The sequence below is a fragment of the Solimonas sp. SE-A11 genome (assembly GCF_030345715.1).
Classification (GTDB): domain Bacteria; phylum Pseudomonadota; class Gammaproteobacteria; order Nevskiales; family Nevskiaceae; genus Solimonas_A.
Genome location: NZ_JAUASX010000018.1, coordinates 50,554 through 72,114, shown reverse-complemented (window position 1 = coordinate 72,114; position 21,561 = coordinate 50,554). Strand labels below are relative to the sequence as shown.

Genomic DNA, 21,561 nt, shown 5'->3' with positions numbered 1-21,561 from the left:
GGTGGCTTGGGGCGCTCAGGCGGCGAGCTTCTCCAGCCAGCCATCCACCCAGCGCGGCAGGATGGCCTGCCGGTCCTGGCCGGCGTAGCGCGCGGCGAACTGCTGGGCTGCCTGATGCAGCGAAGGATCGTCCAGCAGTTGCCGCACCGCGGGGCCGTAGGACTCCTGCTGGTTCGACGCCAGGCCCAGGCCGACGCCCAGGGCCGTGACGCGCTCGGCCATCAGGCGCTGCTCCGTATGGGAATACTGGATCAGGCAAGGCTTGCCGGCGAGCAGTGCCTCGGCCACCGCGCCGTGGGAGCCGGAACTGACGAAGGCATCGCAGGTTTCCACGGCCTGCCGCAGCCAGATGTTGCTGTCCGTGATACGCATGCCCGGGCGCTGGTAGCGGGCGACCTTTTCGAACGGTACGTCCGCCAGCCGCACGAGCACCTGCGCGCGGCTGGCCTGGAGTGCGGCCAGCAGCGCCTCCAGGCCTTCACCGGCGCGCAGGTAGGCAAACAGGCGCGGCTCGCGGGTTTCGCCCCAGTTCGCTGCCAGTCCGGAGGAAAAGTCCTGGAGCCCAAGGTAGCGGGCCCCGCGCTCGATCCCGTAGTGATCCAGCTCAGGGTAGGTCTTGAGGCCCAGTTCCACACCGTCGAAGAGGGATTGCAGCGCCGGCAGGGGTTCCGCGCCCAGCGCGGCCAAGGCGCCATTGACCACCATGAGGACCCGGGATTCATTGTCGCGCAGGCGCTGCTCGCGTGCGGGCACCACGGGATAGGCCGGAAACGGGCTTTGCAGCGGCGGCAGGCAGAACCCCGTGCCCATGGCGGCGGCTGGCAGCCCCAGCACGCGTGCGGCGAGCAGGGCGGTCGGCGCGTGGTCGACCAGGACAGCCCGGGCGCCGCTGAGCTGCATCAGGGAACACCAGGCGCGCAGGCGACCCGCCAGGGCCGCCGCCCCATGCCAGCCACAGTTGTGCAACAGGCTGGCGTAGCTGGCCTGGATGGGCACGGACTGGACACCGGCGGTGCCGACCGGCACCGGCAGGATGGGCGCGTAGCGGTGCAGACCCAACACCTCGGCCGTCTCGGGCTGGTGCGTGGCCAGCACGCGCGGCTGCCCGCGGCTGGCGAGGTGGGTGATGATCGCCCCGATGGGCGCGAGGTGCCCCTGGCCATTCCCCAGCTCGGTGGCCAGCAGGATCGGCGCGGCGGGTTGGCTCATGCGGCGACCAGGATGCTGGTGGATCGCACGCGTGCCTGCTCGCGGGACTGGTGCTCGGCGATGCGCCGCGCCAGCGGATTGATCAGCACCAGTTCGCCGGGGTCGATGGCTTGCGCCAGCCACTGTAGCCGCAGGCCGGGTCCGTCGCTGAAGGGCTCGGCGGTGATCGTCGAGAAGAAGAAGCCCCTGGCCTCGGCCAGTTCGCAGAGGGTGCTGGCGCCCGGCTGCGCCAGCGGCAGCTCCAGTTGCGCGCAGGCCACTCCGGGATCGGCCTGGATGCGCCAGATGGCGACCAGCAGTTCCGCGGCGCTGTCCCTGCCGATGCGCGGCACGGCTAGGCTCCAGGAGCAAAGACCCGCCTCGTGCTTCATGTCCAGGATGCCGGTTCCGCTGGCCGAGCTTTCGTCCTCGAAACTGACGGGGCAGCACAGCCGCTCGAGGATCTCCGAGGCCAGCGCACGGTGCCGCGCGGCCAGCCGGCAGGCGGTCGGCATGGCGTCGGGCGGCAGCGGCCGCGCATAGCGGACAAAGCTGTCCCGCTCGCCGGCTGGGCCCGGCCACAGTCCCAGCGCGATGCCGCAGGGCACGAGCTGCGCGCGCTCGGTGAGTTGCTGCGAAGCGCAGGCGGTGTCCGGCGACTGGCGAAGCGGGGCCAGGACTTCTCCCCAGAGGCCACGCCGGCCGTTCTCGCGCGCCCAGGCGACCAGCAGCAGGCGCAGGTCGTCGGCGACGTGCTGGCGGCGCTGCGAAGGCCGCACCATCATCACGCCGAGCTCGCCGGTGCGTCCGTAGGGCGAAGGCTCCAGCGCCGCCAGGCCGGCGACCTCGCCGGTGGATGGCAGCAGCGCCAATGCAAAGACGAGCCGATTGCCGGCGATCACCTGCGCGAGTTCTTCCGGCGCGTAGAGCAGCCGGTTCGGGTAGTGATCCCCCCGGACGGCCCGCACGCAGGCGGTGATAGCCTCGGCGTCCTGCGGTGAGGCCAGCCGGAACTGCAGTGCGTCCGTCACGGGCGCCTTCATCTCTGCCTCAGGCAACCAGCGTGTTGGCGAGGCCCGGCCAGCCGGCGTCGGTCGATTCGTCCCCGGCGCTGTCGATGGACTGCATAGCCGCGAGGTAGCGCTCGGCGAAGGCCTGGTGAAAATGGCGGATTCCCTCCGGGTAGGCCTGCGGGGCACGCATGATCTGCGGGTTGGTGTTGATCTCCCAGACCTGGATGCGCCCGTCGCGGTCCACGGCGTAGTCGATGCGGCCGTAGTCGATCTGCGCGCGGGTGAACACGCGGCGCAGCTCGGCTTCGTGGGGGTTGTCCTGGCAGTAGTCGCGGGTCTCCGCGCGATGCGTCGGCTCCAGCAGGTCCATGTCCTTCAGCATCCACTTGCGGCTGAACAGCACATGCCGCGGGACAATGTGATCGCCGATGCGGAAGGCGGAGTACTTGCGGTAGATGCCGTCCGGGTCGGAGGTGTCGCACATCTCCACCACCAGCAGGTCGGCCAGGGCATGTCCGGCCAGCACCAGTTGGAGCATGGCCTCGCGCACCGACTGCAGGTCATGCAGCAGCGGGCTGCTCGCACCGCTGTGCTCCTTCTCCTGCCGCAGGAAGACCGGGTAGCGCCAGGGCTCGCCTGGGGTATCGGCGCGGAAGGCGCGGAAGCGGTTGCTGCCATCCTGGTGCAGGGCGTCGAGCAGTTCCAGCCGCCGCAGGCTGCGCTCCGGGTGGTTGAGCATGCGGCAGCCATTGGCCTGCAGCCGGCTCCAGACCTTGCCGAGGACCTTGCGCGGCATCGCGTCGAGCCGTTCCAGGTCGGAGAAGATGTAGCTGCCCTGCGGCATCACCGGCATGCGCGTCAGCAGCTCGTAGGGCATGACTACCATGTGCTTGCGCAGCGAGGCACCCCAGTCGCTGCGCAGGTGCTCGCTCACCGTGTAGGCGTGGGGTGCGGTGACCAGATACCAGATCATGGGCGGCTCCTGGGACGCTCGCGGGCGTCCCCGATTGATGGCGTAACGGCCATGTTCCGCCGCCGCCGCCCCGCGCGCTATCCGAGATAAGGACTACGACTTTGGTCGTAGGCACAGGCCTGGCCCCTGGCCTTGCAGGTACGTATGGCGGCGGCCATGGGCCGTCCGCGATGCCTGACCCTGCCGCAATAAAGGAAACGCCCGGGCCTAAGGCCCGGGCGTGGGTGTCACGGTACCGAAGATGAGTGATCAGATCGCCAGCTGCAGGCGCATCTGGAAGATCGTGGACTCCTTGCCGTTGAGCGCGGCATTGGCGCCCGTTCGGCCATCCACATCCAGCACCTTTATGGCGTTGAAGCTGATGCGTGTAAAGGGCGTCAGGTACCAGTTCAGGGCCAGAGCGGCGTTGTCCTCGGTACCGCCCCGGATGTCCTTGTCTTCAAGATCGGCGGTGCTGTAGCGCGCGGCCACTTCAAAGGCACCCCAGCCAGCGTCCTTGCCGAAATTGTTCGCCGGCCGTATACCTTCGAACACGCCACGGTCCGCCTTATAGCGCCGCCCTTCCCCGGTCAGGGCCCACGCCAACTGGGCATAGCCACCGGAGAAGCCCAGCGAAGATCCGGTCTTGCGATCCAGTTGCAGGAACGTGTACTCCGCCTGTGCCGAAAACGCGCCCTGCTGCCAGGCCAGTTCCAGACCTTCCACGGTGATCAGGTCGGCATCCGCGATGTTGCCGGTGTTGACGAGGCGCTGGGCGGCGGGTACCGGGTTGGACTCGGGCCTGAAGGCGATGGAGGCGGGCGTGTCTTGTGTAGGGTTGCGGACCTGTGCCGCCAGACCCAGGTGCAGCACCCGGTTATCTCCCAACAGCGGCGCCCAGGTGACGCGGCCAACGCTGCTGAAACTCTCGTCACCCGCCTGGGCGGTGGCCACCGGCTCGCCGAAGGCGCCCAGGGCTGCCGTCCAGTTGGTGCCCGAGGTGCTGACCATGAGACCCGGCGCGCGCGAGGGCACGAAGCCCCAGGACATGGCGCGCTCCATGAAGGCGACGCTCTTGTCCGCCGCCAGGGCGTCCATGCCGAAAGGCACCTTGAAGTTACCGACAGTGACGACCACAGGCTTGTAGCCGTTGTAGGCCACGAGGGCGTCCGTGACGCCGGTGGTGCCGGCGAATTCGTACTCGGCGCGATAGCTCCAGTCCTTGATGAAGCTCCCACCCACGGAGATGCGCGAGCGGCGCATCTCGCTGCTGTCCGGCAGGTCGTAGCCGGTCCGGTCCTGGTAGACCGCGAAGTCCAGTTGCTGCAGCGTGCCGACCTGGATGCTGGCGCTGCCGTCGCCGGACAGCACGCGGAACCCGTCGTCGGTGTTCACGGTGGGCGTGCTCTTGCGCGAAGCCTTGAGTTTCTCGTACTCCTCCATGGTGATCACGCCCTTGCGGGCAAGCGTTTCGAGGAGATCGTCCGCAGCCAGTGCCGCGGGGGCGAGGGCCAGCATGGGGAAAGCACACAGCATGGCCAGACCGGCCGGAAAACGACGGCTCATCGTAAATCTCCCTGTGCATCCTGATTGACAGCGGATATCGTTATATAGAACGCTATATATCGATTCCTTCGCAAGTCCCCGGTACCGGCCATGCGCCTCCAGACCAGAGTGCTGTCGCTGCTGCTGTTGATCTCCTGCCTTGCCGCTGGCGCCGCGGAGCCTGCCCGCGTGTATGCCGCGGCCAGCCTCACCAACGCCGTCACCGACATCGGTGCCGCATGGGAGAAGACCGGTCAGCCGGCACCCGTGCTGGTGTTCGGAGCCTCTTCGGCACTGGCCAAGCAGGTGGAAGCCGGCGCGCCGGCCGATGTCTTCATGTCAGCCGACCTGAACTGGATGGACTACCTGGAGCAGCGCCAGGTACTGACACCCGGCACCCGCAGTTCCTTGCTGGGTAACACGCTGGTGCTGGTCGCTCCCAAGGGCCGTGCCGTGGACGCCCGGATGGAGCGCGGCTTCGACCTGGCCGGGGCCTTCAAGGGCAAGCTCTGCACCGGCGAGCCGGGCGTGGTGCCGGCGGGCATCTATGCCAAGGAGGCATTGCAGTCCCTGGGCTGGTGGGACAGGCTTTCCGGCCGCATCGTGGGCACCGACGACGTGCGCACGGCCTTGTCCTTCGTCGAGCGAGGCGAATGCCCCCTGGGGATCGTCTACGCCACCGACGCAGCCATCAGCAGCAAGGTGGAGGTGATTGCCAGCTTCCCTGCGAGCAGCCACAAGCCTGTGGTCTACCCTGTGGCCCAGGTCAAGGGTGGACGTGCCGCGGGCGGCGAATTCCTGCAGTATGTGCGCACCTCGCCGGAGGCTGCGGCGATCTTCCGCAAGTACGGCTTCACGCTGCTCGAATCTCCCAAGCCCTGAGTGTTTTCCCCTGACGAACTGACCGCGCTGTGGCTCTCCGCGAAGATCGCGTCCTGGGCCACCTTGCTGTGCCTGCCGCTGGGCATCGCCACCGGCTGGTGGTTGGCGCGGCGCGACTCGCGCGGCAAGCTGGCGGTGGAAGTGCTGGTGCAATTGCCGATGGTGTTGCCGCCGGTGGTCCCCGGCTATGTCCTGCTGCTGCTGCTGGGTAACCAGGGCCTGATCGGGCGCTGGCTCAACGAAAGCTTCGGCATCACCGTTGCCTTCACCTGGAAGGGCGCGGTGCTGGCCTCGGCAGTGATGGCCTTCCCGCTGATGGTGCAACCGGTGCGCCTGGCCTTCGCGATGATCGACCGGCGCCTGGAACAGGCCGCCACCACGCTGGGCGCGCGCCCTTGGCGGGTATTCCTGAGCGTGACCCTGCCGCTCGCCCTGCCCGGCATCATCGCCGGCCTGGTGCTCTGCTTCAGCCGCAGCCTGGGCGAATTCGGAGCGACCATGGCCTTCGTCGGTAGTATCCCCGGCGAGACGCGCACGGTGCCACTGGCCATCTACGGCTATACGCACGTGCCGGGTGGTGAGGCTGCGGCAGAGCGCCTGGCGATCCTGTCGGTGGCGCTGGCCACGGCGGCGCTGGTGGCCGCTCACCTGATCAACCGGCGCGCCGAGCGCCTGCTGGGTTACCGGCCGCATGCTGAGCATTGATCTCGAGTTCCAGCGTGGGACGTTCCGCCTGCAGGCGCAGGCGGACTTCGGCACCGGCGTGACCGGCATCTGCGGCCCCTCAGGCAGCGGCAAGAGCACGCTGCTGGCCCTGCTGGCGGGGCTGCTGAAGCCGCGGGCGGGAGCGATCCGATTCGACGGCGAGACGCTTTGCGATGCTGGCCGCTTCGTGCCGCCCTGGCAGCGCCACTTCGGCCTCGTCTTCCAGGACGGCCAACTGTTTCCGCACATGAATGTGCGCGACAACCTGCTCTACGGCTACCGGCGCCTGGAGCCGGCGCAACGCCGCTTTGAACTGCAGCCGGTGCTGGACCTGCTGGAGATCGGTCCGCTGGAGGCGCGCCGCCCGTCTCAGCTCTCCGGCGGCGAGCGCCAGCGCGTGGCGCTGGGCCGCGCCCTGCTCTACTCGCCGCGCCTGCTGCTGCTGGACGAGCCGCTGTCTTCCCTGGACGAGCGCCTCAAGCAGCAGATCCTGCCCTTCCTGCGACGGATGAAGGAGGAGACGCGCTTGCCGATGCTTTACGTAACGCACGCCACCGCCGAGGTGGAGTACCTCGCAGATCAGGTCATGCGGATGGAAGGCGGGAAACTCAGCGCCTGAAACGGGCGGTCTTGGCGTGGGGGCTGCTCAAGTCGCGATCTTCTGCGATGCCGATGGACAGATCGCGGCCAGGGCCGCTGCCACGGGCAGGCAATGATCTTCAGCCGGCTACGCCCAGGATGACACTCGACGCCTTGAAGATCGCACTGGCGGGCTTGCCCTCGGCCAGGCCTAGTTCCTCGACGCTGGCATTGGTGATGGTGGCCACTACCGAGTTGCCGCCCTTGAGGCCGATCACCACCTCGCTGTTGACGGCGCCGGGGGTGAGCTTGGTGATGCTGCCCCGCAGGCGATTGCGTGCGGACAGCTTCATGGCCGGCCCCTCATCCAGGGCCACGATCACCCAGGAGGCCTTGACCAGGGCCAGGGCTTCCACGCCCTTCTTCAGTCCCAGGCTCTCGACGCTGTCGTGGGTGACGATGGCGACGAGGCGGTCGCCGCCGGAGAGCTCCAGCTCCACCTCGTCGTTGATCGCACCGGTCTTGACGTGCACCACCTTGCCGGAAAAATGGTTGCGGGCACTGGTGAGCATGGTGAACCTCCGGAGCATGCGCAGGTCGGCCTCGGCATTGCCGAGCAGTCCGTTCACGCGATCAAGGAAGCGCTGGTGTTCTTCGGCGACGGCGCCATAGGTCTGCACCAGTTGCTCGCCGCGCGGGGTCAGCATGGTGCCGCCGCCGCCCTTGCCGCCGGCCGCGCGCTGCACCAGTGGCCGGTCAGACAGGTTGTTCATGGACTCCACGGCGTCCCAAGCGGCCTTGTAGCTCAGGCCCACGGCCTTGGCCGCGTGGGTAATGGAATGGGTCTCGCCGATCGCCGCCAGCAGTTCGATCCAGCGCTGGCTGCCGAGCTTGCCGCCCCTGGCCTCCAGCTGCAGGCTGCCGCTGACGCTGAGAGCCTTTTTCGCCGGCACGCTACTTCTTGTTCATCAGCGCGATGACGCGCTGCTTGAGGTCTTCGGTGAAGCCGGCGCCGTAGCCGTGGTAGACCATGGAGATGCGGCCGTCCTGGGCCACGAGGTAGGTCGCCGGCAGGCGCCAGACCTCGTAGAACTTCGGCGCGAAGCCGAGTTGGTCCACCACCAGCGGATAGGTCACCGGGCGTGCCTTGACGAATCGGCGGGCGTCCTCGACGTTGCGGTCGATGCTGACACCCAGGATCTCGAACTTGTCGGCGTAGCCTTTCTTGTGCAGGTCCGCGCGCATCTCGTCCAGCTCGGGCATGGCCTGGATGCAGGGGCCGCACCAGGACGCCCAGAAGTCCACGATCACCACGCGGCCCTTGAGCGAGCTAAGCTTGATGCCCTCCGGCCCGCTGAGTACGACGCCGGCGGCCTCGGGCGCCATGTCGCCGATCGTTGCCGCATGCGCCGCAGGCAGGCAGAGCAGGCACAGCAATATCGCCAGGCGCTTGAACATGGAGATCAGCGCTTGGGCATCATGCCCGGCGGCAGACGCCCGGCGAGGCTGCGCATCATCTTGGCCATGCCGCCGCCCGCGAACTTCTTCATCATGTCCTTGGTAGTCTCGAACTGGCGCAGCAGCTGGTTGACCTGCTGCACTTCCACGCCCGCACCAGCCGCGATGCGGCGCTTGCGCGAGGCCTTGATCAGGTCGGGGAAGCGGCGCTCCTGCGGCGTCATCGAGTTGATGATGGCGACGGTGCGGCGGACCTGCTTCTCGGCGTCCACGCTCTTGAGCTGCTCCTGCATCTGCGCACCGCCCGGCAGCTTCTCCAAGATCGACTGCATGCTGCCCATGTTCTGCATCTGCAGCATCTGCTCGCGGAAGTCCGCCAGATCGAATCCCTTGTTCTTCTTGAGCTTCTCGGCAAGCTTCTGGGCCTTCTCGTGATCGACCTTGCGGGCCGTCTCCTCGATCAGGCCGAGCACGTCGCCCTGGCCGATGATGCGGTTGGCGATACGGTCCGGGTGGAAGATCTCCAAGCGGTCGGACTTCTCGCCGACGCCGAGGAACTTGATCGGGCGGCCGGTGACCTGGCGCACCGACAGCGCGGCACCGCCGCGGGAGTCACCGTCGACCTTGGTCAGGATCACGCCGGTCAGCGGCAGCACGTCGCCGAAGGCCTTGGCGGTCTTGGCGGCGTCCTGGCCGGTCATGCTGTCGACCACGAACAGGGTCTCGACCGGAGTCAGCGCCGCGTGCAATTCGGCGATCTCCTTCATCATCGCCTCGTCGACCGTGGTGCGGCCGGCGGTGTCGACGATCAGGACGTCGGCATACTGCTTCCTGGCATGGGCCAGGGCCGCCTGGGCGATGGCCACCGGCTGCTGCCCGACCTCGGAGGGGAACCATTCGACGCCGATGTTGCCGGCGACGATGCGCAGCTGCTCGATGGCGGCCGGTCGGTAGACGTCGGCGGAGACGACGACGACATTCTTCTTCTCGCGCTCCTTGAGCCACAGCGCCAGCTTGCCGGTGCTGGTGGTCTTGCCGGAACCCTGCAGGCCGGCCATCAGGATGATAGCAGGGGGCTGCTGGCGCAGGTTCAGGGGTTCGGCATTGCCGCCGAGGGTCTCGGTCAGCTCCTGCTGGACGATCTTGAGGAACTGCTGGCCAGGGGTCAGCGACTGCAGGATCTCGGCGCCCAGGGCGCGGGCCTTGACCTTGTCGATGAATTCCTTGACCACCGGCAGGGCCACATCGGCCTCGAGCAGGGCCATGCGCAGCTCGCGAGCGGCGGCGGTGACCTGTTCTTCGGTAAGGCGGCCCTGGCCGCGGATGGAGTCAAGGACGCGGCCAAGGCGCGTCGTGAGGTTGTCGAACATGAGGACGAAAGCGGGTCTGTATAGAGCGTCCGGCGGATTCTAGAGCAAGACCCGCCGGGGTGCCCGTGGGTGTTCCTGCCCAGCCCGCGCCCGCCCATTCAGGAGGTGATCAGATCGCCGCGCTGGAGGTGGTGGTAGCGCCAATCCTTCAGCGCGGTGCGGCACTGCTTCTCGATCAGCTGCTCGCAACCCGGCTTGTGGTGGGTCAGGAACAGCTCGGGGTGATGCCGCAGCTTGCGCAGCTCCGAGGCCAGCAGGCTGGGGGTGAAGTGGCGCGAGGCCGCCCCCAGTTCCTCCTGCTCGTCCGGAAAGGCGATCTCGATCATCAGCTTGTCGAGCCGCGGCAGGCCGTTGAGGAAGGCCCAGATGTCGTCGTTGGCCCAGGTGTCGCCGCTGAAGGCGAAGGTGCCGTTGGGGCTCTCCAGGGCATAGCCCACGGCCGGGACGGTGTGCAGCACCTTGAAGGCCGTCAGGCGCCGGTCGCCGCCCAGGTCGGTGGGCTGCCCCACCTCGATCTGGTCGAAGCGCAGCAGCGGCCGCTCCTCGTTGGGCAACTTGGAGAAGTCGGGCCAGATGGTCCAGTTGAAGATGTGCTGGCGCACCGCGTCCAGGGTCTGCCGGGTGGCATGGACAACGACCGGCCGATCGATCAGGTCGAACAGGTTGTCGGCCATGAAAGCCAGGCCACAGACGTGGTCGAGATGGGAGTGCGACAGGAAGACATGGCTGATGCGGCGCTGCTGCGCCAGCGACAGGTCGCCGACGCCCGTTCCCGCATCGATCAGGATCTCGTCGTCCACCAGCAGGCTGGTGGTACGCAGGCCCGGCCCCACTCCCCCGCTGCAGCCCAGGACTTTGATCCGCATGCGTTCCGTTGTCTTAAAAGTTTGTATTTTTTTGATCCTAGCATAGGGGTCCGCACCCTCAACCGCGGCTTGCGTCACATCGCAAGGGATTCGGTTATGCTGGAGACCCCATGACATTAGCACTGATTCTCATTGCCGTTCTGCTGTACGCCGCTTGCGGCTGGCTGATCTGGCGTAACCCTCAGACCGACAGCCCGCTGGAGCGGTCGCTGGCCTCCGCGGCCATCGTGCTGCATGCCGGCGTGCTGGGCCACCAGGCCCTGCAGGGCGGCGCGATCCGCATCGGCCTGCCAGAAGCGGCCTCGCTGTTCACTCTGCAGTCCGCCGTGCTGCTGTGGCTGCTGTCCTGGCGCGAGCCGCTGCGCTCCCTGGGCCTGACGATCTACCCCCTGACCGGCCTGGCCGCCCTCTGGGCCGCCCTGGACCCCAGCCTGCTGGACGCCGCGCCGGTGGCCGACTGGAAGCTGCGCTGGCACATCATCCTGTCGCTATTCTCGGCCGGGCTGCTCACCATCGCCGCAATGCAGGCCGGTGCGCTGGCCCTGCAGGACCGTCTGCTGCACCGCCACGATCTCAGCCGCCTGCTGCTCGGCGGCATGCCGCCGCTGCAGACCATGGAGCGGCTGCTGTTCCAATTGATCGCTATCGGCTTTCTGCTGCTGTCCCTGACCCTGCTGTCGGGCCTGTGGTTCGTGCACGACTGGTTCGCACAGCACCTGGCCCACAAGACCGTGCTGTCGATCAGTGCCTGGTTGATCTTCGGCACCTTGCTGTGGGGGCGCTGGCGCTACGGCTGGCGCGGCCGCACCGCCATCCGCTGGTCGCTGGCTGGCTACGCCGTGCTCATCCTGGCGTACTTCGGCAGCAAGCTGGTGTTGGAACAATTCCTAGGCAAGCACTGGAGTTAGGCGGTATACCTCATGTCAGCCTCATTGACAGCAGCCCTCCGGGCCGCATAGATAGAAGTCCACACGGCCAAAGACTGACCGCGCGATCTTGGACGCCATCCCCCTGTGGGTCCTCTTCGGACTCCTCATCTTGATGTTGCTGCTGTCGGCATTCTTCTCCGGCTCCGAAACCGGGCTGATGACGATGAACCGCTACCGCCTGCGCACGCGCGCCAAGAAGGGGGAACGTTCCGCGCGACTGGCGCAAAGCCTGCTTGAGCGCCCGGACCGCCTGATCGGCACCATCCTGCTGGGCAACAACTTCGTGAACACGCTGGCGGCGTCGATCGCCACGCTGATAGGCCTGCGCCTGTTCCCGGGCGAAACCGGTATCGCCGTGGCCACCGGCGCGGTGACGCTGCTGCTGCTGATCTTCGGCGAGGTCACGCCCAAGACGCTGTCCGCCATTCATCCCGAGCGCCTGGGCCTGCCGGCTGCCTATGTCCTCTGGCCGCTGCAACGCCTGCTATTCCCGCTAGTGTGGCTGGTCAACCTGATCGGCAACAACCTGCTGCGCCTGCTGGGCGTCTCCCCCGAGGAAGCGGCACAGCACAGCCTCAGTGCCGAGGAGCTGCGCACCGTGGTCGCCGAGGCCGGCGCCATGATCCCGCACCGTCACCAGAAGATGCTGCTCTCCATCCTGGACCTGGAGAAGGAAACGGTCGAGGACATCATGGTGCCGCGTAACGAGATCACCGGCATCGACATCTCCGAGCCCTGGGAGCAGGTGCGCGCCGCGATCGTGGACAGCCAGCACACCCGCCTGCCGGTGTTCGACGGCTCCATCGACAACCTGCGCGGCGTGATCCACCTGCGTCGCGTGGTGCGCCTGGCCGCAGAGAACAACCTGGACCCGCACAGCCTGGTGGGCCTGGCCAGCGAGCCCTACTTCATCCCCGAGGGCACGCCGCTGAACCAGCAGCTGCTCAACTTCCAGAACCAGAAGCGCCGCATCGGCTTCGTGGTGGACGAATACGGCGACATCCAGGGCCTGGTGACACTGGAGGACATCCTCGAGGAAGTGGTGGGCGAGTTCACCTCCGACCCCGCCACCCGCATCAAGAACGTCTACGCCGACCCCGACGGCTGCTACCGCGTCAACGGCTCGGTGACCATCCGCAGCCTCAACAAGAACCTGGGCTGGAAGCTGCCCCTGGACGGCCCCAAGACCGTCAACGGTCTGGTGCTGGAAAAGCTGGAGACCATGCCCCAGGCCGGCCGCCGCATCACCATCAAGGGCTACGAATTCGAGATCACCGAGACCCGGGCCAACGCAGTGAAATCGGCGAGGGTGCGGCCTCCGGGCGAGCAGCGGGCCGCTGCCTAGCGAACACCGCTGCCCTTGTCCCCTCTCTCCGCAAGCGGGGAGAGGGAATGCAGGTCTAAAGCACCGCCAGTGCCTGCTCCAGCCGCGCTACCGGGATCACCTCGATATCCAGCCTCACCGACTTCCGGGGCCTGTTGGCCTCCGGCACGATGGCGCGGCGGAAGCCGTGCTTGGCAGCCTCGGCCAGGCGCTCCTCGCCCCCCGCCACCGGCCTCACCTCTCCCGCCAGCCCCATCTCGCCGAAGACCACCAGGTCGTTCGGCATCGGCCGGTTGCGGAACGAGGACAGCACGGCCAGTACCAGCGGCAGGTCCGCCGCCGGCTCCTGGATGCGCATGCCGCCGACCACGTTGGCGAACACGTCCTGGTCACCCAGGGGAATGCCACCGTGGCGATGCAGCACCGCCAGCAGCATGTTCAGGCGGTTGCCCTCCAGGCCCAGGGTCACGCGGCGCGGGGTGCCGGCCAGGGAGCGGTCCACGAGGGCCTGCACCTCCACCAGCAGTGGGCGGCTGCCCTGGCGCGTGACCGTGACCACCGAGCCCGGCACCGGCTGCTCGTGACGCGACAGGAACAGCGCGGAGGGATTGCTGACCTCCTTGAGGCCGTCGTCGCCCATGGCGAACACGCCCAGTTCGTTGACGGCACCGAAGCGGTTCTTCACCGCGCGGATGATGCGGAAGCGCGAGCCGGGGTCGTGCTCGAAGTACAGCACCGAGTCCACCATGTGCTCCAGCACGCGCGGTCCGGCGATGGCGCCTTCCTTGGTGACGTGGCCCACCAAGATCACGGCGGTATGGCTGGCCTTGGCGTGGCGCACCAGCTGCGCCGCGCACTCGCGCAACTGCGAGACCGAGCCGGGCGCCGAATCAAGCGAGTCGGTGTACAGGGTCTGGATGGAGTCGATCACCACCAGCCCGGGACGGTGCTGGGCGATCTGGGCCAGGATTTCCTCCACGCCGGTCTCGGCCAGCACCGGCAGATCCAGCTCCGGCAGCCCCAGGCGGTGCGCGCGCAGGTGGACCTGGGTCAGTGACTCCTCACCGGTGACGTACAGGGTCTTCAGGTGCGGCTGCACGCTGGCCAGGACCTGCAGCAGCAGGGTGGACTTGCCGATGCCCGGGTCGCCGCCGATCAGGATCACCGCACCAGGGACGATGCCGCCGCCCAGCACCCGGTCCATTTCCGACAGGCCGGTGGTGGTGCGCGGCGTCTCGCGCATGTCGACCTCGCGCAGCGACTGCACCCGCCCGCCGGCCGTGCCGCTGATGCCGCCGCCGCGGGACTTGGCGGCAGCCTTGGCGACGGAGGCGTCGACACGCGCCTCCACCAGCGTGTTCCAGGCGGAGCAGTCGGGGCACTGGCCGATCCACTTGGGGCTGGAGGAGCCGCAGGACTGGCAGACGTATTGAGTTTTCGTTCTGGAACCCATCTCACATATTCTTGTTTTCTGAGGAACTAATATCGGAGATACTTGAGTTAGTATGAGCCGAAGAGCACAACTGCGGGGGGACGTAGCTCGTGCAAAAGAATAGCTTCTGGTCGAAAGACTGGTTCGCGGCGGTAGCCTTCTCGCTGGTCTTCGCCCTGCTGGCCTGGGGTGTCTTCGGCGATGCCTTCCAGTCCCTGGAGCGCAGCACCTACGACGTGGGTGTGCGGTCGCGCGACCTCGCCCCGTCCGAAGATGTCGCTATCGTCGCGATCGACGAGCAGTCCATCGCCAACTTGGGCCGCTGGCCCTGGCCGCGCAACCAGCAGGCCGAGCTGATCAACAAGCTGCACGAGGGCGGCGCCAAGGTCATCGGCGCCACCATGCTGTACTTCGAGGCCGACGCCGGCAGCTCCGCCGAAACCTTCAATGCCATCCTGGCCGAGCTCAAGGCCTCGCCGCTGGTGCAGGACATCCCGGCCGAGGCCGAGACCTTCGGCATCATGCTGGACGAGACCGCCAAGACCACGCGCTCGCCGGCCATCGTCAACATCGCGCAGACCTACAAGGATTCCGCGCTGGCCACCAAGTACCGCCCGGCGATGGAAGCGCTGCTGGCGCAACTCGAAGCCGGCGCCAAGGCCGGCGGCACCACCGACTCCGTGCTGGGCGCCGCCGTGGCCTCCGGCAACGTCGTGCTGCCGATCCTGTTCAAGGAGGGCCGCCCCCAGGGCCGGCCGGACCAGGCGCTGCCCGAGTACGTGCGCCGCAACCGCCTGCAGGACGTGCAGGACCGCATCGGCGCACGCGCCGACGGCGCCGTGCCCGGCCCCACCATCTCGGTGGAAGTGCCGGTGGCGGGTGTCGGCGAAGCCGCTCCCGGCATGGGCCACCTCAACATCGCCCAGGACGTGGATGGCGGCGTGCGCTACGAGCCGCTGGTGCTGCAGCACTTCGACGAGTTCTACCCGTCGCTGTCACTGATGATAGCGGCCGCCAAGCTGAACCTGAAGCCGCAGGACATCCAGGTGCAGCTCGGCGAGGGCGTAACGCTGGGCGGCATCCATATCGGCACCGACTACGCGCTGCGCATGTACACGCAGTTCTACGGTGACCAGGAAGGCAAGCCCGCCTTCGCGGTGGACTCCGCATATGACGTGCTGGCCGGCAAGATCCCGCTGGCCAAGTACAAGGACAAGGTAGTGCTGATCGGCACCACCGCGCCGGGCACCGGCGACACCTTCGCCACCCCCTCGTCCGCCTCGACCACGCCGGTGGCGATGCTGGCGCACGCGGTCTCCTCGATCCTCAAGCAGCACTACTTCACCCGCCCAGCCTGGGCCGGCTGGCTGGAGCTGGTGGTGTTCCTGATGTTGGCGGCCTATCTCGCGCTGCTGCTGCCGCGCATGAAGGCTACGCTGGCCGCCGGCGTGACCCTGGTGCTGGTGCTGGCGCTGCTGGGCACACAGATCGGCGTGATGGCCTCCAGCGCGCTGTGGTTCAAGCTGACGATCCCAGCGGTGTTCCTGCTGGCCGGCCATGCTTTCATGACGGTGAAGAAGTTCCGCATCACCGAGATGCTGAAGCAGACCACCGAGGTGGAGAACTCCGAGTCCAACAAGATGCTGGGCCTTGCTTTCCAGGGCCAGGGCCAGCTCGACATGGCCTTCGAGAAGTTCCGCCGCGTGCAGCCGGTGGACGACAAGCTGCTGGACCTGATGTACAACCTCGCGCTGGACTTCGAGCGCAAGCGCCAGTTCAACAAGGCCGAGTCGGTGTACCAGCACATCGCCGGGCACCAGAAGGACTTCCGCGACGTCCAGCAGAAGCTCAACCGCGCCAAGAAGCTCTCCGAGACCGTGATTCTGGGCGGTGGCGCAGGCCGCTCGCACCCCGGCGGTACCATGGTGCTGGACAACGATGCCACCCAGCAGATCGAGAAGCCGATGCTGGGCCGGTACCAGGTGGAGAAGGAGCTCGGCAAGGGCGCCATGGGTATCGTCTACATGGGCAAGGACCCGAAGATCGGCCGCACCGTGGCGATCAAGACGATGGCGCTGTCGCAGGAGTTCGAGCCGGACGAGCTGACCAGCGTCAAGGAGCGCTTCTTCCGCGAAGCCGAGACCGCCGGCCGCCTGACGCACCCGCACATCGTGTCGATCTACGACGCCGGCGAGGAACATGACCTCGCCTTCATCGCGATGGAGTTCATCAAGGGCCACGACCTCACCAAGCACACCAAGGCCAACAACCTTCTGGCGATGCCCGAGGTGCTGCGCCTGGTGGCCGACGCCGCCGACGCCCTGGACTACGCCCACACCAACGGCGTGGTCCACCGCGACATCAAGCCGGCCAACATGATGCTGGTGGAAGCCACACAGACCATCAAGCTGATGGACTTCGGCATCGCCCGCATCGCCGACTCCAGCAAGACCAAGACCGGCATGGTGCTGGGCACGCCCAGCTACATGTCGCCCGAGCAGCTCGCCGGCAAGCGCGTGGACGGCCGCTCCGACCTGTTCTCGCTGGGCGTAACGCTGTACCAGCTGCTGACCGGCACGCTGCCCTTCCAGGCGGACTCGATGGCGACGCTGATGTTCAAGATCGCCAACGAACCGCATCCCCCGGCCGGCGGCCTGCGCCCCGACCTGCCTCCCAAGGTGAACGTCGTGATCGACCGCGCGCTGCACAAGGACATGGAGCAGCGCTACCAGCGCGGCAGCGAACTGGCGCGCGATCTCCGCTTCATCCTTTCCGGCCTCGGCGGCCCGACCTGAGAGAACCGGCATGACATTGAAGGACAAGGTGGCCACCGCCCTGCTCTCCGACGTGGGCAGGATGCGCAACAACAACGAGGACGCCGTCGAACAGGACGGTGACCTGGGCCTGCTGGTGCTGGCCGACGGCATGGGCGGCTACAACGCCGGCGAGATCGCCAGTGGCATCGCCACCACCACCGTGCTGGACGTGGTCCGGCGCGAGTGGAAGGAGCTCAAGCGTGGCGAGGTGGACACCGCCAGCGGCCATAGCGTGGAAGCCCTGCTTCTGCGCAAGGCGGTGGAGAGCGCCCACCAGACGATCTATCAGGTGGCGCAGAGCCAACCGCAGTGCGCCGGCATGGGAACGACGATCGTTACCTGCCTGATGCACGACGATAGGATGTCGATCGCGTATGTTGGCGATTCCCGCCTGTATCGGTACCGGGATGGCAGGCTCGAGCAGATCACCCGGGACCACTCCCTGCTGGAGGAGCTGGTGGCCCGCGGCCACTACACCCGCGAGGACGCCCAGCGCCTGGTTCGCAAGAACATCGTCACCCGCGCCCTGGGCGTGGAACCGGACGTCACCGTGGACCTGATCGAGGACATGGTGGAGGTCGGGGACATCGTCCTGATCGCCTCCGACGGCCTCACGGACATGATCTCCGACGAGAAAATCAGCTTAACACTCGGCAAGTTAGCTGATAATCTTGATAGTGCGGCAGAAGAATTGATCAGGCTGGCCAATGAAGCCGGCGGCAAGGATAACGTTTCGGTGGTGCTGGCTCGCGCGGACGCGTCGTTCGCCCGCGGCAGGCGCTGGTATGAACGATTGATGGAGTGGTTCTGAGAACACTATGGGCAAGCTCATCGTCACGGATAGCAGCGGCCAGACCAAGGATTTCCCGCTCAGCAAGGAGCGGGTGACCATCGGCCGTCACGCCGACAACGACATCCCGCTCAACGACAAGGCCGTTTCCGGCCACCATGCCGTGGTCATCACGATCCTGCAGGACTCCTTCCTGGAGGACCTGGATTCGACCAACGGCACGCAGGTCAACAGCAAGCAGATCGCCAAGCACCCGCTGTCGCACGGCGACGTGATCAGCATCGGCCGCAACACCCTGCGCTACGAAGGCGAAGGCCAGGGCGCGGACGACGATTTCGAAAAGACCATGATCCTGAAGCCGGGCCAGTTCGGCGCGGCCTTCGATGCCCAGGTCAACAAGGCGACGGGCGCCCCGGCGCCCGCTGCGGCCTCGCTGGGCAGTTCCCTGGGTCATTCACACGGCCACTCCCCCACCCCCAGCCTGTCCGCGACCAACACGCCCAAGCCGATCCTCGGCAAGCTGCGCGTGGTGAGCGGCCCGAACCAGGGCAAGGAACTGGAGCTGTCCAAGGCCCTGACCACGATCGGCAAACCCGGCGTGCAGGTGGCGGCCATCACCCGCCGCGCCGACGGTTACTACATCGTCCACGTGGGCGGCCAGGCCGGCGGCGCCAAGCCCCTGGTCAACGGCCAGTCGCTGGACACGCAAGCGCGCAAGCTCAGCGACGGCGACGTGGTGGAACTGGCCGGCACGCAGATGAAGTTCATGATCATCTGAGTCCTCTGCAGGTCAGACAAAGGGCAGCCATGGGCTGCCCTTTTTCGTTGTTCCCGGCCGCCGTGGAAGCGGCGCGAGTCGCGATGGCCCTGGATGCCCCAGCAGAAGATCGCGACTCGCGTCGCTCCCACGGGAAGGCCGATTCCGAAGGGGATTCCAGCTCCCTCCCGGCTACGGCGGGATATCCAGTCCGGGGACCACCCGTGGGAGCGGCTTCAGCCGCGATCTTCCAGGCGCAGGACAGGATCACGGCTGAAGCCATTCCCACGGAACCTGGTGTCGCCAGTGGGCTGGCTCTTACGGGGGGACTTGTAGGAGCCAGCTTGCTGGCGACACCGGGCATCGATGGAAGAGCCCTGCCGGGCAGCCGCACAGCACCGCTGCGCAGCGGGATACTTCGCGGCTGAAGCCGCTCCCAGCCGAGGCCAGTGCCTCAGCGATACCGGAAATGAACCCTCTGCGTGAGCCCGCAGAACAATTCGTAGGGAATGGTGCCGGCCTGGGCGGCGACATGCTCCGCCGGCAGCTCGTCACCCCACAGCAGCACCGGGTCACCCACCCTGGCGTCCGGGGCGCCGCGCAGGTCCAGGGTGATCATGTCCATCGAGACGCGGCCGGCATAGGTCACCTGGCGCCCGCCGACCCTCGCGGCGGTGCCGCTGCGGAAGGTCCGGTGGATGCCGTCGGCATAGCCGACAGCAGCCACGCCGATGCGCGTGCGCTCCGGGCAGGTCCAGCTTTGGGCGTAGCCGATGGTTTCACCCGCCTCGAAGTCGCGTACGGCGATCAGGCGGCTTTCCAGGCGCATGACAGGCCTCAGGCCGAGGTCGGCGCCGGTCTGTCCCGGCATCGGGGAGGCACCGTAAATGATCAGGCCCGGGCGCACCCAGTCGGCGCGCGCCTCCGGCCAGCCGATGATGCCGGCGGAGTTGCCGATGGAGCGCTGCCCCGCCACGCCCTGCAGCGCGTGGCTGAAGCGGGTGACCTGTTCGCGGGTGAAAGAGTTCTCGGGCTCGTCGGCGCTGGCCAGGTGGGTGATCCAGCCGTGGAAGCTCCAGCCCGGATGAGCCTTCAGGACCTCCAGCAGGCGCGGCACGTCCTCCAGCGGGAAGCCCAGGCGGTGCATGCCGCTGTCCAGCTTGAACCAGACGCCGACCTGGGCTTCGGGCCCCAGCCGGTGCAGCATGTCGATCTGCCAGTGGTCGTGCACCACCACCTGCAGGCGCTCGTAGACGGCCTGCGCGGCCTCTTCCTCGGAGATCACACCCTCGAGCAGGGCGATCGGGCAATGGATATGGGCGCGGCGCAGCTCTACCGCTTCTTCCAGGCAGGCCACCGCCAGGGCGTCCACGCCGGCCGCCTCCAGGGCACGCGCCACCGGTATCGCCCCGTGACCGTAGCCGTTGGCCTTGACCGCCGCCATCACGCGCGAGCGCGGCGCCAGACGCCGCACCACGCCCAGGTTGTGCTGGATCGCGGCGAGGTCGATGCTGGCGGTGACGCGCGGGATCACGCCGCCCCCTCGCTGAGCGGGAGCGCCGCCATCAGTAGAAGCTTTGCGATGGATCCGCCAGGTCGCGGAACTTGGTGTACTTGCCGTCGAACTGGACCTTCACGGTGCCGGTGGGGCCGCTACGCTGCTTGGCGATGATCAGTTCGGCCTGGCCCTTGTCCGCGGAGGTTTCCGGGTAGTAGTAATCGTCACGGTAGACGAAGACCACGACGTCGGCGTCCTGCTCGATACCGCCGGACTCGCGCAGGTCGGCCATGCGCGGGCGCTTGTTGTCTCGCTGTTCGACGCCACGGTTGAGCTGCGACAGCGCGATCACCGGCACGCTCAGTTCCTTGCCCAGGGCCTTGAGGCTACGCGAGATCTCGGCCACCTCGTTGGCGCGGTTGTCCGAGCCGGGCACCTGCATCAGCTGGATATAGTCCACCACGATCAGGCTGAGACCATGACGCGCGGCAATACGGCGTGCACGCGCGCGCAGTTCCAGCGGCGACAGTCCGCCGGTCTCGTCGATGAACAGCGGCGCCTCGCGCATCAGGCCCATGGCAGAGGCCAGGCGGTCCCATTCGCTGTCGTCCATCCGCGCGTTGCGCAGGTTCTGCTGGTCGATGCCGCCGAAGGAGGAAATCACGCGGAACACCAGCTGTTCCGCCGCCATTTCCATGCTGAACACCGCCACCGGCATGTGGCTCTCGATGGCGACGTGCTCGGCGATGTTCATCGCGAACGAGGTCTTGCCCATGCCCGGACGGCCGGCCACGATCACCAGGTCGCCCGGATGCAGGCCGTTGGTCTTGTTGTCGAAATCGCGGAAGCCGGTCTGCAGGCCCTTGCGGCCGCCCTCCTTGTCCTTGGCTTCCTCCAGCGACTTGGAGATGTGGTCCAGCAGCGGCGGCATGCTGTGGTACTGCACCTTGCCCTTGGCGTCGCCCTGGCGCAGTGCGAAGACTTTCTGCTCGGCTTCCTCCAGCAGGGCGCTGGCATTGCGGCCCTCGGGACGGAAGCCAATGTCGGCGATGCCCTGCCCAGTGGAGATCAGCTGACGCAGCACCGAGCGCTCGCGCACGATCTCGGCATAGGCCACGGTGTTGGCGGCGCTGGGCGTGTCGTTGGCCAGGGTGCCGACATAGGCGATGCCGCCGGCCTCCTCGAGCTTGGTGATGTAGCGCAGGTGCTCGGTGACCGTCAGGAAGTCGCAGGGCTTGTGCGAGCTGAGCAGGTCGCGCATGGCGGCGAAGATCAGCTGGTGCGCATGGAGGTAGAAGTCCCCCTCCTTGAGCAGGTCCAGCACTTCGAAGCCGGCGCCGTTGTCCAGCATCATGCCGCCCAGGACGGACATCTCGGCGTCGATGGAATGCGGGGGATGCTTGGGCGGGTTTTGCATGGGTTGGATTGTAGAGGAATGGGCGGACCGCAGAAGGGGC

19 protein-coding genes are annotated in these 21,561 nt (G+C 67.2%); 8 read left to right on the top strand and 11 right to left on the bottom strand.

From position 1 onward, the window contains the following. Positions 1-15: 15 nt before the first annotated feature. The 4 genes from QT386_RS18300 to QT386_RS18285 form a co-directional block, all read right to left on the bottom strand. Entirely contained in the window at positions 16-1,209 is a 1,194-nt protein-coding gene (locus QT386_RS18300) for a nucleotide disphospho-sugar-binding domain-containing protein (RefSeq protein ID WP_289275184.1), read from the bottom strand. Further along, the gene (locus QT386_RS18295) at positions 1,206-2,219 is read right to left on the bottom strand and encodes a GNAT family N-acetyltransferase (RefSeq protein WP_289275183.1); all 1,014 of its coding nucleotides are present in this window, start codon (positions 2,217-2,219) and stop codon (positions 1,206-1,208) included. The genes QT386_RS18300 and QT386_RS18295 overlap by 4 nt, the downstream gene beginning before the upstream one ends. A gap of 19 nt (positions 2,220-2,238) precedes the next feature. Further along, the gene (locus QT386_RS18290; RefSeq protein ID WP_289275182.1) at positions 2,239-3,174 is read right to left on the bottom strand and encodes a hypothetical protein; all 936 of its coding nucleotides are present in this window, start codon (positions 3,172-3,174) and stop codon (positions 2,239-2,241) included. Positions 3,175-3,423: 249 nt separating this feature from the next. Beyond that, positions 3,424-4,719 (bottom strand): OprO/OprP family phosphate-selective porin, encoded by a 1,296-nt coding sequence (locus QT386_RS18285; protein WP_289275181.1) that lies wholly within the window; start codon positions 4,717-4,719, stop codon positions 3,424-3,426. 90 nt (positions 4,720-4,809) lie between these two features. On the opposite strand from QT386_RS18285, the gene modA reads away from it, so the two are divergent. The 3 genes from modA to QT386_RS18270 are packed head-to-tail and all read left to right on the top strand — an operon-like array spanning position 4,810 to position 6,904. After that, the gene (gene modA, locus QT386_RS18280) at positions 4,810-5,580 is read left to right on the top strand and encodes a molybdate ABC transporter substrate-binding protein (protein WP_289275180.1); all 771 of its coding nucleotides are present in this window, start codon (positions 4,810-4,812) and stop codon (positions 5,578-5,580) included. Then, the gene (gene modB / locus QT386_RS18275; protein ID WP_289275179.1) at positions 5,581-6,285 is read left to right on the top strand and encodes a molybdate ABC transporter permease subunit; all 705 of its coding nucleotides are present in this window, start codon (positions 5,581-5,583) and stop codon (positions 6,283-6,285) included. Next, complete coding sequence (locus QT386_RS18270; protein WP_289275178.1) at positions 6,272-6,904, top strand: ATP-binding cassette domain-containing protein; 633 nt, start codon at positions 6,272-6,274, stop codon at positions 6,902-6,904. The genes modB and QT386_RS18270 overlap by 14 nt, the downstream gene beginning before the upstream one ends. Before the next feature lie 100 nt (positions 6,905-7,004). Here the strand turns inward: QT386_RS18270 and QT386_RS18265 are convergent, their stop codons facing one another. From QT386_RS18265 to QT386_RS18250, 4 genes are all read right to left on the bottom strand, one after another. Beyond that, entirely contained in the window at positions 7,005-7,817 is an 813-nt protein-coding gene (locus QT386_RS18265) for a TOBE domain-containing protein (protein WP_289275177.1), read from the bottom strand. Position 7,818: 1 nt separating this feature from the next. Beyond that, a complete protein-coding gene (locus QT386_RS18260; RefSeq protein WP_289275176.1) occupies positions 7,819-8,322 on the bottom strand; it encodes a TlpA disulfide reductase family protein in 504 nt (167 codons plus the stop codon). Positions 8,323-8,327: 5 nt separating this feature from the next. Continuing rightward, positions 8,328-9,692, bottom strand: a complete 1,365-nt coding sequence (ffh, locus tag QT386_RS18255; protein ID WP_289275175.1) for a signal recognition particle protein — start codon at positions 9,690-9,692, stop codon at positions 8,328-8,330. 98 nt (positions 9,693-9,790) lie between these two features. Then, on the bottom strand, positions 9,791-10,558 hold the full coding sequence (locus QT386_RS18250; protein WP_289275174.1) for an MBL fold metallo-hydrolase: 768 nt from the start codon (positions 10,556-10,558) through the stop codon (positions 9,791-9,793). 110 nt (positions 10,559-10,668) lie between these two features. On the opposite strand from QT386_RS18250, the gene QT386_RS18245 reads away from it, so the two are divergent. Then, positions 10,669-11,466, top strand: coding sequence for an inner membrane protein YpjD (locus QT386_RS18245; RefSeq protein ID WP_289275173.1), 798 nt, complete (start codon positions 10,669-10,671; stop codon positions 11,464-11,466). Between the two features lie 133 nt (positions 11,467-11,599). Then, the gene (locus QT386_RS18240) at positions 11,600-12,832 is read left to right on the top strand and encodes an HlyC/CorC family transporter (protein ID WP_289275217.1); all 1,233 of its coding nucleotides are present in this window, start codon (positions 11,600-11,602) and stop codon (positions 12,830-12,832) included. Between the two features lie 55 nt (positions 12,833-12,887). Here QT386_RS18240 and radA read toward each other — a convergent pair whose 3' ends face one another. Next, complete coding sequence (gene radA / locus QT386_RS18235) at positions 12,888-14,264, bottom strand: DNA repair protein RadA (RefSeq protein WP_289275172.1); 1,377 nt, start codon at positions 14,262-14,264, stop codon at positions 12,888-12,890. Positions 14,265-14,353: 89 nt separating this feature from the next. Between radA and QT386_RS18230 the strand changes: the two genes are divergently transcribed. Genes QT386_RS18230 through QT386_RS18220 form a run of 3 tightly spaced genes read left to right on the top strand, consistent with a single transcriptional unit; the run spans position 14,354 to position 18,627 of the window. After that, entirely contained in the window at positions 14,354-17,038 is a 2,685-nt protein-coding gene (locus QT386_RS18230; RefSeq protein WP_289275171.1) for a serine/threonine-protein kinase, read from the top strand. A 10-nt stretch (positions 17,039-17,048) separates the two neighbouring features. Further along, positions 17,049-17,870 (top strand): Stp1/IreP family PP2C-type Ser/Thr phosphatase, encoded by an 822-nt coding sequence (locus QT386_RS18225; protein WP_289275170.1) that lies wholly within the window; start codon positions 17,049-17,051, stop codon positions 17,868-17,870. Between the two features lie 7 nt (positions 17,871-17,877). Beyond that, positions 17,878-18,627 carry an FHA domain-containing protein gene (locus tag QT386_RS18220; protein WP_289275169.1) on the top strand — a complete coding sequence of 250 codons (750 nt, stop codon included), beginning with the start codon at positions 17,878-17,880 and terminating at the stop codon, positions 18,625-18,627. Positions 18,628-19,060: 433 nt separating this feature from the next. Here the strand turns inward: QT386_RS18220 and alr are convergent, their stop codons facing one another. Together alr and dnaB are read right to left on the bottom strand one after the other, a co-directional pair. Then, entirely contained in the window at positions 19,061-20,137 is a 1,077-nt protein-coding gene (gene alr / locus QT386_RS18215) for an alanine racemase (RefSeq protein WP_367401460.1), read from the bottom strand. A gap of 34 nt (positions 20,138-20,171) precedes the next feature. Then, positions 20,172-21,521: a replicative DNA helicase gene (dnaB, locus tag QT386_RS18210; RefSeq protein WP_289275167.1), complete on the bottom strand. Its 1,350-nt coding sequence runs from the start codon at positions 21,519-21,521 to the stop codon at positions 20,172-20,174. Positions 21,522-21,561: the final 40 nt, after the last annotated feature.

Excerpts from the sequence above, each read along its gene's own strand:
- QT386_RS18300 (WP_289275184.1), bottom strand. The coding sequence starts at position 1,209 with ATGAGCCAACCCGCCGCGCCGATCCTGCTGGCCACCGAGCTGGGGAAT.
- QT386_RS18290 (WP_289275182.1), bottom strand. The coding sequence starts at position 3,174 with ATGATCTGGTATCTGGTCACCGCACCCCACGCCTACACGGTGAGCGAG.
- QT386_RS18285 (WP_289275181.1), bottom strand. The coding sequence starts at position 4,719 with ATGAGCCGTCGTTTTCCGGCCGGTCTGGCCATGCTGTGTGCTTTCCCC.
- modA (WP_289275180.1), top strand. The coding sequence starts at position 4,810 with ATGCGCCTCCAGACCAGAGTGCTGTCGCTGCTGCTGTTGATCTCCTGC.
- QT386_RS18270 (WP_289275178.1), top strand. The coding sequence starts at position 6,272 with ATGCTGAGCATTGATCTCGAGTTCCAGCGTGGGACGTTCCGCCTGCAG.
- QT386_RS18260 (WP_289275176.1), bottom strand. The coding sequence starts at position 8,322 with ATGTTCAAGCGCCTGGCGATATTGCTGTGCCTGCTCTGCCTGCCTGCG.
- ffh (WP_289275175.1), bottom strand. The coding sequence starts at position 9,692 with ATGTTCGACAACCTCACGACGCGCCTTGGCCGCGTCCTTGACTCCATC.
- QT386_RS18250 (WP_289275174.1), bottom strand. The coding sequence starts at position 10,558 with ATGCGGATCAAAGTCCTGGGCTGCAGCGGGGGAGTGGGGCCGGGCCTG.
- QT386_RS18245 (WP_289275173.1), top strand. The coding sequence starts at position 10,669 with ATGACATTAGCACTGATTCTCATTGCCGTTCTGCTGTACGCCGCTTGC.
- QT386_RS18240 (WP_289275217.1), top strand. The coding sequence starts at position 11,600 with ATGTTGCTGCTGTCGGCATTCTTCTCCGGCTCCGAAACCGGGCTGATG.
- radA (WP_289275172.1), bottom strand. The coding sequence starts at position 14,264 with ATGGGTTCCAGAACGAAAACTCAATACGTCTGCCAGTCCTGCGGCTCC.
- QT386_RS18225 (WP_289275170.1), top strand. The coding sequence starts at position 17,049 with ATGACATTGAAGGACAAGGTGGCCACCGCCCTGCTCTCCGACGTGGGC.
- QT386_RS18220 (WP_289275169.1), top strand. The coding sequence starts at position 17,878 with ATGGGCAAGCTCATCGTCACGGATAGCAGCGGCCAGACCAAGGATTTC.
- dnaB (WP_289275167.1), bottom strand. The coding sequence starts at position 21,521 with ATGCAAAACCCGCCCAAGCATCCCCCGCATTCCATCGACGCCGAGATG.